The organism is Nostoc sp. JL34 (genome assembly GCF_017114945.1).
In the GTDB taxonomy this organism is placed as follows: domain Bacteria; phylum Cyanobacteriota; class Cyanobacteriia; order Cyanobacteriales; family Nostocaceae; genus Nostoc.
Genome location: NZ_JABXKQ010000039.1, coordinates 49,968 through 63,665 on the forward strand (window position 1 = coordinate 49,968; position 13,698 = coordinate 63,665).

At 43.1% G+C, this 13,698-nt stretch carries 10 protein-coding genes; 5 read left to right on the forward strand and 5 right to left on the reverse strand.

Features of this window, described 5'->3' with window-relative positions:
* Window positions 1–83: 83 nt before the first annotated feature.
* Complete coding sequence (locus HWQ44_RS06825; RefSeq protein ID WP_292716644.1) at window positions 84–1,343, reverse strand: DUF4912 domain-containing protein; 1,260 nt, start codon at window positions 1,341–1,343, stop codon at window positions 84–86.
* A 539-nt stretch (window positions 1,344–1,882) separates the two neighbouring features.
* Here HWQ44_RS06825 and HWQ44_RS06830 point away from each other — a divergent pair.
* The 4 genes from HWQ44_RS06830 (at window position 1,883) to HWQ44_RS06845 (ending at window position 8,426) form a co-directional block, all read left to right on the forward strand.
* Window positions 1,883–5,233: a PAS domain-containing protein gene (locus HWQ44_RS06830; RefSeq protein ID WP_292716647.1), complete on the forward strand. Its 3,351-nt coding sequence runs from the start codon at window positions 1,883–1,885 to the stop codon at window positions 5,231–5,233.
* Between the two features lie 323 nt (window positions 5,234–5,556).
* Window positions 5,557–6,054 (forward strand): response regulator, encoded by a 498-nt coding sequence (locus tag HWQ44_RS06835; RefSeq protein ID WP_292716650.1) that lies wholly within the window; start codon window positions 5,557–5,559, stop codon window positions 6,052–6,054.
* Window positions 6,020–7,909: a response regulator gene (locus tag HWQ44_RS06840; RefSeq protein ID WP_292716653.1), complete on the forward strand. Its 1,890-nt coding sequence runs from the start codon at window positions 6,020–6,022 to the stop codon at window positions 7,907–7,909. Before HWQ44_RS06835 ends, HWQ44_RS06840 begins: the two co-directional genes overlap by 35 nt.
* Before the next feature lie 133 nt (window positions 7,910–8,042).
* Window positions 8,043–8,426 carry a nuclear transport factor 2 family protein gene (locus HWQ44_RS06845; protein WP_292716655.1) on the forward strand — a complete coding sequence of 128 codons (384 nt, stop codon included), beginning with the start codon at window positions 8,043–8,045 and terminating at the stop codon, window positions 8,424–8,426.
* A 163-nt stretch (window positions 8,427–8,589) separates the two neighbouring features.
* Here HWQ44_RS06845 and pyrR read toward each other — a convergent pair whose 3' ends face one another.
* From pyrR to HWQ44_RS06860, 3 genes are all read right to left on the reverse strand, one after another.
* Entirely contained in the window at window positions 8,590–9,126 is a 537-nt protein-coding gene (pyrR, locus tag HWQ44_RS06850) for a bifunctional pyr operon transcriptional regulator/uracil phosphoribosyltransferase PyrR (RefSeq protein ID WP_292716658.1), read from the reverse strand.
* A 181-nt stretch (window positions 9,127–9,307) separates the two neighbouring features.
* Complete coding sequence (gene cbiB / locus HWQ44_RS06855) at window positions 9,308–10,279, reverse strand: adenosylcobinamide-phosphate synthase CbiB (RefSeq protein ID WP_292716661.1); 972 nt, start codon at window positions 10,277–10,279, stop codon at window positions 9,308–9,310.
* A gap of 76 nt (window positions 10,280–10,355) precedes the next feature.
* Entirely contained in the window at window positions 10,356–10,796 is a 441-nt protein-coding gene (locus tag HWQ44_RS06860; RefSeq protein WP_292716664.1) for an Rrf2 family transcriptional regulator, read from the reverse strand.
* Window positions 10,797–11,185: 389 nt separating this feature from the next.
* On the opposite strand from HWQ44_RS06860, the gene HWQ44_RS06865 reads away from it, so the two are divergent.
* The gene (locus HWQ44_RS06865; RefSeq protein WP_292716667.1) at window positions 11,186–11,599 is read left to right on the forward strand and encodes an AbrB family transcriptional regulator; all 414 of its coding nucleotides are present in this window, start codon (window positions 11,186–11,188) and stop codon (window positions 11,597–11,599) included.
* A 141-nt stretch (window positions 11,600–11,740) separates the two neighbouring features.
* On the opposite strand, the gene HWQ44_RS06870 is transcribed toward HWQ44_RS06865, so the two are convergent.
* A complete protein-coding gene (locus tag HWQ44_RS06870; RefSeq protein WP_292716669.1) occupies window positions 11,741–13,645 on the reverse strand; it encodes a chloride channel protein in 1,905 nt (634 codons plus the stop codon).
* Window positions 13,646–13,698 lie beyond the last annotated feature (53 nt).

Consider the following 13,698-nt stretch of genomic DNA (forward strand, 5'->3'; position numbering starts at 1 on the left):
TAATGCAAAAAAAACCGCTACAGAATTACTATAGCGGGGAATAATTTAAAATTTTAGTATCGAGTTAATCTCAGAGCCAAAACTTAAGGGAACCATTCTAAAACAGCTTCTTCTTTGGTGTTAGTATTCCGAGATGGTGTCTCACGATTAAATTTCATCTGAATTGACCGAGTTTGCTCACCATCAGCGGCTACAGCCAAAATCGGATAATCAATTAAACCATCCTGGAAGGACATCTGGAAGCGGAATGTCCCATCTGGATTTAGCTGAATTGGCCGGCCGCCAATGGTTACGGTAGCATCGGGTTCGGTTGCACCATAGACGATCAACTCAGCATCAGCAATTAACCAGAACTGGCGCGGACGCACTGGGACGGCGGAAGCCGAGAAGCCAACACCTGACATTCCAGCACCGGAAGCGGTTAAGCCAGACACGGTGGGAAGTGCCCACAGACCCACACCAGAGGGGAAAATGTAAGAGCTAATAGCTTGCGCTGCACCTGGTACTTGCTGCTGGGAACCGAAGATAGAACCAGCAACCCGTAGTGCTTCGGCAGATTCTGCTAAACCAAATATTTCGTCGTAAATGGGGTTGCTGTTGCCGTTACCATTTACAACAGCATTACCATTGGCGGTAGCTGCAATCTTCTTGGCGGGGGGAACTAGTTCGTACTGAGTTTTGCCACGCAAATCTTCTTCAAATTCAACAGTGATGAAGACATCTTCTATCCAGTCAGAAGGATAGACGGGAGGGATGTGTACTCTAGTAGAACGAGCTAGTACCAACCAGCGGCCATCAGCAGCCCGATAGCCGATATCGATCACATAATCGCGATCGCTAACTGGAACTGGTATATACCATTCTCTAGCTAGTTCATCAGCAGGATATTCTTGAATGCTGTGGGGGCTTTGGTATTCAATATCGATGTCGGTGACATCATAAATCCGTAGTGCCAGTTGTTGTCCCCCTTGGCGGCGCAGTTCCTCTTTGTGTTCATTGGGAACGTCCCAGTAAGTGTAAGCCCACTGAGGATCGCGTGGTAAGAGTACAATCCGGCTGTCACCATAGCCAGATGGCAAATCTGCCAGTCCTTCATCAACATCAGCCAAAGATCCGCCTGTTCGATCTTCCTGACCTAATTCAAACTTTGCAGCTTCCACGGTTTCTTGTGCCTCCAATGAACGAGATGGACTGAGTAAGTTTTTGCTCCGCTGAACTTCTTGTATTGATGCCAGCAGTTGTGATTTACGCATTCGGCTATAGCGAGAGATGCTATATTCGCTAGCAACTTTGCGTAGTTGGCGTAAGGTCATCTCCTCTAGTGGCGGGCGTTCTTTTGCCATTAATTTGGCCTCCAGTAGTTTAAGCGGTAAATGATTTCCCCTGGTTAAAGAATGCTATTTAAAATGTCATCCATTCCAGATGAATTTCTTATTCCTGACTCCTGGTTTTTGCCCAGTTTTTTAGTCTGTTTTTAAATTGAGGTCATTTCCTTGCAATTCCTAGTTATGCCAAAATTAGCATTTCTTTGGGATCGAAGGAGTTCTTTTTGTTAAGTTAATATTAACCACTAAGCATATCTAGGGATCAAGTGTTTTCAATAGGTTTTTTGCCTGTTTCACGAATTTATCAGCCCTTCTGGGATCTCAATGTCACGTTTTCATAACATTAGCAGCTAGCTACATGTTGAGCGATGGGGATAATGTAAGTTTTTCATGACATTGGGTTGTGGGTTAGCCAAAAACCGCAATCTGCTCACAGGGAATGGCATGGGGCATTGGGGACTAGGGGGTTAAAATAATTAGGAAAATGAGGAGTGCTGAATTAAAAGCACTGAGTTTGACCAAATTAAGAAGGGCGATCGCTCCCAGCATAAACTCTAATGAATAACCTGATTCTGGTTGTAGACAACGACGATTTCATGCGAATGCATCTGAGTGAGCTATTGACAGAAGCAGGGTATCAAGTGGTAGAAGCGAGTAACGGTTTAGAGGCGATCGCTACCTACACTCGCCTCCACCCAGATATAGTACTGTTAGATGCCCTGATGTCGGGGATGGATGGGTTTAGTTGCTGCGCTCAACTGCAAGCACTCCCCGATGGCAAAGATACACCAGTGTTAATAATTAGCGCTTTTTCTGATCAGGCTACCGTAGAGAAAGCTTTTGCTGTGGGTGCAGCTGATTTTATTACCAAGCCAATTCAATGGCCAATATTACGTCAAAGATTGCACCGTCTTCTGGAAGCTCATCGGGCTGTGCAGGAATTACGACAGCAAACTGCCCAGGCACAATTGCGGGAAGCACAATTGTGCCTGGCATTAGACGCTGCTCGCATGGGCATCTGGAACTGGGATTTGCTAACGAACAAAATTACTTGGTCAGAGAATCTGGAAGCACTTTTTGGCTTAGAAAAAGGGACTTTCAACTACACGTATGAAGCTTTTATCTGCTGCATTCATCCCCACGATCGCGATTATGTCAGGCGATCGCATCAGCAAGCTATTCAGGAGCGAGTCAAATATGACATCGAATTTCGCGTTGTTTTACCCGATGGGAGAATTCGCTTTTTAGCAGGTAAAGGAGTTGTCTTTGGGGATGCGTCTGGGGTGGCTGTGCAAATGTCTGGGGTATACATGGACATCACCAAGCGCAAGCAAGCGGAGGAGGCGCTAGAAGTTCATGCTCACCAGCAAGCGATGGTGGCAGAACTAAGTCAAATGGCCTTAGCTAGTACAGACTTGACTACACTGATGAACTCATGTGTGACAATCGTCGCCCAATGTCTCAAAGTTCAGTCTTGCAAAATTTTGGAACTACTGCCAGACGATCAAAGATTGCTGCTACGCGCCGGAGTAGGTTGGCAACCTGGACTTGTGGGAAAGGCAACAGTTAGTGCGGGAATGAATTCTCAAGCTGGCTATACCCTGCTTTCCAAAGAACCAGTGATTGTTGATGACCTCCGTGCCGAAACACGATTTAATGGCCCACCACTGCTACATGACCATCAAGTAGTGAGCGGTATTAGCGTGGTGATTCATGGCAAAGAGCGTCCTTTTGGTGTCTTCGGGGCACACACAACCAGACACCACACCTTCACCAGAGATGATATTTCTTTTCTGCAAGCTGTTGCCAACGTTCTCGCTACAGCCATTGAGCGCCAACGGATGCAAGACGCACTCAAACAAAGCGAAGAACGCTGCCAGTTAGCCGTCCAGGGTAATAATGATGGGATTTGGGACTGGAACGTTGAAAATAATCAAGTATTTTTCTCCACTCGCTGGAAGGAAATGCTTGGTTACGAAGAACATGAGATTTCCAATCATTTCGACGAATGGGCAACACGAGTGCATCCAGATGATATTGGATTTGTCAGAGAAGCGATCGCTGATTACTTTGCTAAAATTACCCCGTTTTTTATCAGCGAACATCGAGTCCGGTGTAAAGATCACACCTACAAATGGGTTTTGGATCGCGGTCAGGCAGTATGGGATGAAGATGGTAATGTAGTGCGGATGACAAGTTGCTATACAGATATCACTGAACGCAAACAGGCAGAAGAACAATTGCGTCAGAGCGAAGAACGTTTTCAATTAGTTGCCCGTGCTAGCAATGATCTTTTATGGGACTGGGATTTGCTGACTGATGAGGTGTGGTGGAATCAAGCTTTACAAACACTCTTTGGTTACTCGATAGAGCAAATAACATTCAATGTTAATTGGTGGTATGAACATATCCATCCAGACGACAGACAGAAAATCGCCTCGGAAACGATGGCACTTATAGATAGCGGTGAAAAACTCTGGTTAAATGAATACCGCTTTCGCCGCGGTAACGGTTCCTATGCTTACGTTTTTGATCGCGGTTATGTCGTCCATGACCAAACAGGCAAGCCAGTGCGGATGATCGGGGCGATGATGGATATTAGCGAACGGCAAGCCGCACAGCGCGATCGCAATCGGGTACAAGCAGAATTAGAACGCCAAAATATGCGATCGCAAATGTTCGCTAATATCACTCTGAAAATTCGTCAGTCTTTACAAATCGATGAAATTCTTCAAACCAGCGTCACAGAGGTACAAAAGCTACTGCTTGCCGACCGTGTACTAATCTTGCAGCTACAGCCAAACGGCTCTTTCATCGCAGTTCAAGAAGCAGTAGTTCCTGGTTTACCTGTTGTTATGGGTCAACAAATTATCGACCCTTGCTTTCGCGACGATTACATCCAAAAGTACCGCCAAGGGCGAATTAGTTCTATTAGCGACATCAAAGAAGCTGATATCCAACCTTGCCACATTGAATTGCTGCAACAATACGCCGTCATCGCCAACCTTATAGTCCCGATTTTCCTCAAAAATCAACTGTGGGGGCTACTAATTGCCCATCAGTGCGCCCATCCCCGCCAGTGGACTCACTGGGAAATTGAATTTTTACAACAACTGGCAGATCAAATAGGCATTGCCTCAGCTCAAAGCCTGATTCTAGAACAAGAAACTCGGCAACGGCAAGAACTCGCTCGTTCCAATAAAGAACTGCAACAATTTGCATTTGTCGCCTCCCACGATTTGCAAGAGCCACTGCGTAAGATTACAACTTTTGGCGATCGGCTCAAAACCACCTGTGGCGACACGTTAACCGAACAGGGACGTGACTACCTAGAACGGATGCAGAATGCCGCCAACAGAATGCAGACATTGATTGAAGACTTATTGACACTTTCACGAGTTACTACCAGGGCACAGCCTTTTGTATCAGTAAATCTGTCAAAGATTGCCCAAGAGGTATTGTCTGATTTAGAAGTATATATCCAGCAAACAGGCGCAAGTGTAGAAATAACACAATTACCCACCATTAAAGCTGATCCTCTACAGATGCGCCAATTGCTGCAAAACCTGATCGGTAATGCCCTCAAATTTCACCGCCCCCAGACACCACCTGCGATCAAAATATATGGTAATATTTTAGACAATCAAGCAGATAACCTATCTGCTAATTCTGAAGTTTGTCAAATCATCGTAGAAGATAATGGTATTGGTTTTGAAGAAAAGTATCTGGAGCGCATTTTTAATGTTTTTCAACGTTTGCATAGTAGCATTGAATACGAAGGCACTGGCATAGGTTTAGCAATCTGCCGGAAAATTATCGAGCGTCATCATGGAAATATCACAGCCCAAAGCAAACCTGGGGAAGGAGCAAAATTTACGATCACATTGTCAATTAATTCTGATTCTTGATTTTTCTTCCTGGAGAGGGATTAATACTAGATCCCAAAATTAGCTTAATTGTACAACTGCACTCTGTAATTTGTAGGACTAATGCATTGTACAAATCAACCATCATGTTAATTCTTAATAGGATTCGATTATTTCAGACTATTGGCGACTACCACAGCGGTTTGTCGTTAAATATCGCTTCTTAGTATTGAAAAAATAAAACTTTCATATCTAAACACATAGATTGCATATTTGATTCTTTTTGTCAACGTAACAGTTGCCATCTGTTCCAAGTTAACAACTTGATTCATACTAATAAACCAATGCAAAGGAGACGATGCATAGTGAAGGGCCGAGAAAAAAACCTCACAATCTTAATGGCTGATGATGATGAAGACGACGGCATCTTAGTTCGTGAGGCCTTGGCAGAAAGTCAATTGCCAATTGAACTATACATTGTGAGTAATGGTGAAGAATTAATGGATTATCTGTACCACCGTGGTCGATATGCTAACAACAGCAAGACGCCGCATCCGGGTTTGATTTTATTAGATTTGAACATGCCGAAAATTGATGGTCTTGAGGCACTCAAAGAGATAAAAGCTGACCCACAACTGCGGCAAATTCCAGTTGTAGTACTGTCAACATCACGAGCAGAAGAAGATATATATAATACTTACAATTTGGGCGCGAATTCTTTCATCATTAAGCCAGTGGCTTTTGCCTCATTGGTTGAGGTTATGAAAACTTTAGTTAAATACTGGTTTGAAATTGTGAAACTGCCACTAGAAGCAGTGGGAGAAAAACATGGACAAAAGCCCTATCAAAGTTCTGTTCATTGATGATGACGAAGACGACTATATTTTGACTCGTTATTGGTTTAATGAATTTCAGGTAGCAAACTGTGAGCTGGAATGGGTAAACAATTATGAAGCAGCAAGGAATGCGATCGCTCGCTACCAACATGACATTTATCTTGTAGACTACCGTTTGGGGCCACACAATGGACTGGAACTTTTGCGCGAAGCAATTGCCAACGGCTGTTGTTCTCCGATAATTTTGCTGACTGGTCAAGGCGACTGGGAAATAGATATCGAAGCGATGAAAGCTGGAGCCGCAGATTATCTCGAAAAAAGTAAGTTGACTGCGCCTTTGTTAGAGCGTTCTATCCGCTATGCCATTGAGCGGAAACAAACAGAACAGAAAATCCGCGAACAAGCTGCCTTACTAGATGTTGCCACCGATGCAATTTTTGTCCGTGATTTAGACGATAAAATTTTATTTTGGAACAAAGCTGCCCAAAGTCTGTACGGTTGGAAAAAAGAAGAAGCTCTTAATAAGAAGACACGAGTTCTTTGGCATGAAAAACATCTGTCTCAAGTTCAAGAAGCACTCAGTATTCTGATGAAAAATGGCTCTTGGGAGGGCGAGTTACAGCAAAAAACAAAATCAGGTAAAGAAATTATTGTTGAAAGCCGTTGGACATTAGTGCATGAATTTGGTAATAAAGCACAATCTTTCCTCGTTGTTAACACGGATATTACACAAAAAAAACAATTAGAAGCGCAATTTCTCCGCGCCCAGCGATTGGAAAGTATTGGCACTTTAGCGAGTGGTATCGCCCACGACCTGAATAATGTTCTTGCCCCGATTCTGATGACAGCCCAACTGTTAGAAGCACAAGTTCATGATGAGCGTTCTCGGCGACTGTTACCAATATTAATTACAAACGCTAAACGTGGGGCAAATTTAGTCAAACAAGTATTATCTTTTACTCGCGGGCTTGAAGGCGATCGCACAATTTTACAATTAAAGCATTTAATAATAGAAATTCAGCAAATTATCAAAGAAACTTTTCCCAAATCTATTGAGGTTTCTACTCAAATTCCCCAAAATCTTTGGACTGTATGCGGCGATGCGACCCAACTGCATCAAGTACTGATGAATTTGTGTGTCAATGCTCGTGATGCTATGCCAAATGGTGGAACTTTGAAAATATTGGCGGAAAATCTCTTAATTGATGAAAATTACGCCAAGATGCATATAGATGCTAAAGTTGGTCATCACATTGTTATTACTATTAGTGATGGGGGAATTGGTATTCCAACAGAAATTTTAGATCGGATATTTGAGCCATTTTTTACTACCAAAGAACTTGGTAAAGGTACTGGTCTTGGTCTTTCTACAGTACTTGGCATTATTAAAAGCCACGGCGGTTTTATCGACGTATACAGCGAACAAGGAAAAGGCAGCCAATTTAAGGTGTATTTGCCAGCACAAGATGCGAAAGAAACTATAGAAGAACAAGAACAGGGATTACCTTCAGGTCAAGGAGAATTAATTTTAGTTGTAGATGACGAAGCCGCAATTCGAGATGTGACAAAAACATCTCTAGAATGCCATAACTACAAAGCAATCACAGCTAGTGATGGCATTGAAGCAATAGCCTTATATGCAGAACATCGAGATGAAATCTCTCTTGTATTAACTGATATGGTCATGCCGTCTATGGATGGGATAACTACTATCCGTACCCTGCGAAAAATTAACCCAGATGTCAAAATTATTGCTGTCAGTGGACTGAGTTCAGCTGATAAAGTTACTACAGCTTATAACATGGGTATCAAAGCCTTTTTATCTAAGCCTTATACAGCTAGCCAATTATTGCAAGCCATTAGCACAGTTAAGAAGAGTTAGGGATTGGGGAAGGTGGGGCCCCCTCTGGGGATAAGGGGTAATGGGGACTGGGAATTACTAATTTGTCAAACTTGAGAGTTATAATTTAGTAACTCATAACTCATAACGCCTAACTTTTAATATTTAATTCCCCATGACGAAGGATGAAGTATTAGCGGCTAATGCAGCTTTTTATCGAGCTTTTGAAAGAAAAGATATTGAGACAATGAGTGCCGTATGGTCACAAGGAACTGGTAGTTTTTGTATTCATCCTGGAAGTAATATACTGCGTGGTTGGAAGGAAATTCGCACATCTTGGGAGCAAATATTTAAAAACACCGCTTATATTGAAATAAACACAGATATAATTGCTACAGATATAACTGATAATATCGCCTATATTGTCCTGAGAGAAAATGTGTTCCAAGTAGTAGGTGGAAGAAGGCTGGAGGCACAATCAACAGCTACAAATGTATTTCATTTCCTTGGTGGTAAGTGGTATTTAGTTCATCATCACGGCAGCCCAATTTTGCGGTAAGGTATCTGGGGACTGGGGACTGGGGACTGGGGACTAGGGAAGAAGCAAGGGAGCAGGGAGCAGGGAGCAAGGGAGAAGAGTTTTCCCCTCCGCCCCCTGCACCCCGCCCCTCTGCCTCTTTTCAATGCCCAATGCCCAATGCCCAATGACTAATGACTAATGACTAATGACTAATCAATTCCACTGCATCTCGTCCATCGGAATTTTGTAAGTAAACTTTGATAATTTCTTCTTTCGCAGTAGGCAATTTTTTGCCAATAAAATCTGGGTGAATTGGTAATTCTCGATGACCTCTATCTACTAATACAGCTAAACGAATCACCTCTGGTCTACCGTAATCATTGACTGCGTTCAAGGCAGCGCGAATTGTCCGTCCTTTGAAAATCACATCATCTACGAGTACAACGGTTTTTCCTGTAAGGTCAAAGGGAATTTCGCTTTTTGTTGGAGTCCGCAATCCAATTTTGTCGAGGTCATCTCGATAAAATGTAATGTCCAAAGCACCGACTGACACAGCTACACCTTCCAGCGTCTCAATCTGACGTGCCAACAATTCGGCTAATAACGCACCCCTAGTATAAATACCTAGAAGAACCAGTTGAGACAAATCACGCGTCCTTTCCACAATTTGAGAGGCAAGGCGAGTCAAGGTACGACGGATTTCTTCGGATGAGAGAATTTCAACGACTTTGGCAGACATAGCTATAGACTGATACCCCTAAAGAATTAGGGACTGGGATGGAGACTGGGGACTAGGGAAGAAGCAAGGGAGCAGGGAGCAGGGAGCAAGGGAGAAGAGTTTTCCCCTCCGCCCCCTGCACCCCGCCCCTCTGCCTCTTTTCAATGCCCAATGCTCAATGCCCAATGCCCTATATTTATCATTACTTATTCGGAAGTATTAAAAATATAGTGATCGCTATTCCTAACCATAGCAAACAACAATATCGAGTCAGCTGCAAAGCATTCTGAATAGAAGTTGTACTAATGGGATAAATAGGATCTCCTAGCAGTGGTTTGTACTTCGCTACCCCGCGATACCAATTTGTACCACCCATCTGCACACCCAAAAAGGCAGCGTAGGCGCACTCACTCCAGCCAGAATTGGGACTAGGATCATGAATTGCATCTCGATGACAAGTTCGCCAAACATGCATCGGTTTACCCGATAACAACGCCAAAGTCACGACTGTTAAGCGACAAGGTAGCCAAGTCAAATAATCTTCTAGCCGCGCACAGAACCATCCTAAATAAGTATAGGGTGCTTCTCGGTAGCCCACCATTGAATCAAGGGTACTGCTGGCTTTATATGCTAAAGCCAAAGGAGTTGGCCCCACAACTGGTATAAAGACACCAACAATTGCATAAAAAAGCGGAGCCATTACTCCATCGGTGGCATTTTCTGCAACGGTTTCTAAAACGGCTCGTGAAACTTCTGCTTGTGAGAGGTTTTGGGTATCTCGACCAACATAATTACTTAAAATCTTCCGAGCCTTGTCCAAATCTCCTACTGTTAAAGGTTGTAAAACAGCCTCCGCTGCTGCTCGTAAACTTCTGCCAGCAAAACAACTAGCCAAAAGAATACTATCTATTGCAATACCCAACAACGGATGAACCCATCTGGCACTTTGAATAATCAAAAAGCCAATAAACCCACTACCAATTATTAGGATAATGCCTAGTACAATTCCAGCTAGGCGTTGTGTTAGAGAATTTTGACACAATTGGAGAGAAAATTTGGTCAGACGAGAAATTACCCATCCCATAACTTGCACTGGATGAGGCCAATCCCAAGGATCGCCAATTAAATAATCTAAAAGTGCAGCAATTATTAAAATATAGATATTATTAGTCATAAGTCATAAGTCAAGGGTCAAGCAGGAGATGCTCTGCCTCCAGTCAAGGGTAAATATTTGGACTATTGACTATTGACTAAACCACAAAGCTAGCTTCTTCCCCAAGGGAAGCTTGCCAACTACGAGCATCGTAATAAAGGTCTGCCAGAGTAATATTGTACAAAGCTTCTTTGAGCTTTTGGTTGAGTCTCTGCCAGAGGCTAAATGTTACCCAATCTTCGGGTTGTGCAGGTGCTGGGGTGTGATGAGGTAAATGGCTAGTCTCGCCAACTGCTTCTAAAATTTGTCCTATAGATATTTGTACAGGCTCTCTTGCCAATTGGTATCCGCCGATGCTACCACGAATTGATTTCACTAACCCAGCACGACGCATTTCTATTAGTAATTTTTCGAGGTAAGGAGCTGGGATATCTTGGCGTTTAGCGATCGCTCTTACAGATACAGGGCCATATTTTGGCTGTAAACTCAAATCTAGCAACGCCTTTACACTATAGTGTCCTCTGGTAGTTAGTTTCATTTTGGCAAGCTTTATTGTTTGTCCTTTGTCATTTGTAAATAACCAATAACCAATGACCAATGACTAAGGATCAGTTTTGCTTATCATTCTGTGACTCAGTTATCATCCTCAACAACTAGACAACCTTTTGAGCGTTAGTTTAGAAAACTTAAAACAACTATAGTCTACCAGTAATTCACAAACTATATATATAGTTATCAGCATTGCCAGCATTCTCTAAAATAGATTGTCTTGGCAATATTGGTAATGGCATAACAATTGTGCCTATGAGTGTAATATACTTGGCTAGGTTGAGATAAAAAACTAAAGGATTATGTTCCTATTAGCTCAACGTCAGCTAAAATAAAATCGATTCAAACACTTCAAACATTCATTTTCGACCTAAGTTGATGCCTAAACAGAAAAAAATTGAACCCCTACTCGGTGAAGAACTGCTCAGAAAAGTCAAAGAGCTAGAGAACGAGAGCAAGGAAGATAAAGCCAAGAAGTGCGGCTACTATACCGTTACCAAAAATGGTATAGAGCGCGTCAATATGATGAAGTTCTTAAATGCCCTAATTGACGCTGAAGGCATTCAGTTAGACAGTACACCCAGCGCTAATGGGCGTGGTGGACGTAGTGCTAGCTATAGAATTAGTGTGCAATCGAATGGTAACTTACTTATAGGTTCAGCTTATACAAAACAGATGAATCTTAAACCAGGAGATGAGTTTCTGATCACTTTAGGCAAAAAGCACATTCGTCTGAGACAAGTAGATCCAGAAGATCGGGAAGGTGATGAAGCTATAGAAGCCACGGCTTAATAAATGGTCATTAGTCAATTCTCCTTTGTCATTAGTCAAGTGTCATTTGTCCTTTGGGAAAAACAATGACTATAAACAGTCATTAGTCAAGTGTCATTTGTCCTTTATGAAAAACAATGACTAATGACTGATGACTAATGACTAATGACTAATGACTATATCTGTAGTGGGTAAGACTGGTAAATAGTGGCGAAGTGCCTTGCGCGTAACTGCTAAATTGCAGGTTAATGCAATTTGCTCTTTTTCTAGTAAACCTAAAACGCGATCGGGTTTGTCTCGTGCTACTACTGGTAATTGATGCAAACCTCGAAGACTCATCCGGTCTAAAGCTTCAGATAAAAGTTCATCTTGCCATGCGTAGAGGATGTCAGTAGTACAAATGTCTATGAGGGTTTGACTGAATAAATTATCTGGAATTTCAGTTAGAGAATTTGGGTATGTTTGCCAAAGATCAAGGGCACGGTTAATATCTTCCAGAGAAAGTATACCAACTAATTGCTCTGCTTCATCAATTACTAAAGCACTACGGACGCGATCGCGAGTCATTTCCACAGCTGCATCTAATACTCCCAGAGTTGCAGGTAACTTTTTTGGACAGGGGTACATAGCATCTTCTACCAAAATTTGCTGCACAATTTCTGCTTGTTCATCTTTCAATTCCGAAAGACCAATTTGTTGTAGGTTAGAGTTAGAGTTAAAAGTTGGTTTAATCCTTTCCACTAGCCAAACACTCAAACCCACAGCTGCCATCAATGGTAAAACGATGCGATAGTCACGGGTTAATTCAAACAGCATTAAAATAGCCGTTAACGGCGCTCTGACACTAGCTGCCAATACTGCTGCCATTCCTACCATTGCGTAAGCTGGGGGAGCCGCCATTTGATCGCAAATTGTCGGGAATGCCACAGCCAAAATCTTGGCGTAAGCCGATCCAAAAGAAGCACCTAAAAACATTGCTGGTGCAAACAAACCGCCGATAAAACCACTACCTGCACTAATTGCAGTCATCAGTAGCTTCACCACCAACAGCACCACCAACAGGTAGAGTGGAAACTCCACATCCTGAAGCATTGCTTCTACAGTTTCATAACCGACACCCAGAATTTGTGGGAAGTGCAAAGCAACTGCACCAATCATCACACCGCCAATAATTGGATGAATCGGTTCAGGAATTCGTCCCAACAAGGCAAAACCTGGAACCTTCCCAGCAAAGCAGGCTTTTGCTAAACGAATTGATTGAGTATAAGCCAAAGCAACTAGGCTGGCCCCTAAACCCAAGCCAAGATAAAGGGGTAATTCTAAGGGACTGCGAACTTGGTAAACAGGTAAATCAAAAGCAGGTTGTGTGCCCAAACCAATTTGGGCAATTAATGCTGCTACCACCGCTGCTAACAGTACTACACTGACAGCAGAAGTAGCAAAAGATGTAGCTCCCATCACCACCTCTAGAGCAAAAAATACTCCAGCGATGGGAGCATTAAATCCAGCAGCAAGTCCAGCCGCCGCACCAGCACCCAACAGCAACCGTTGTCGTTCTTGAGATACATTGAGGATCACAGACAACAACATCCCAAAATTAGCACCAATTTCTACACTCGGCCCCTCTGGCCCCAAAGAAGCACCGCTTCCCAAAGAAACAGATGCGGCCAGCATTTTTGTAACTGGTCGTAGTGGTCGCCTAATCTCTGTTCCTTGAGAGGCGGCGATCAGAGATGAAAGTCCAGGGCCAAAGTCTTGAGTGCGCCAGCGCATCAAGCCAACGATTAATCCGCCAAGGGTGGGAACGCAGGCTAAAGTCCAAGCCCCCCAGACGCCGATTTGACCCATTAAATTTTCCAGCATCAACTGGTGAATCAGCTGGATTAAATAGTGAAAGGTGACTACACCCATACCAGTACCACCGCCAATCAGCATGGCTAAAAATAGCACGACGGTTTCTGGGGATGGTTGAAAACGATTAATTAAGTGAGCTAAACGAGCGGAAGGTGTAGGAAAGGCAGGTTGTTCCGTTACCTTCCTCAGTTGAGTGGGAGGCAAGAGAGTCATTGAGGGCGGGGTAAATGTAAGAAAAAATTTAAATTTTTATCTGTTACTTCTCA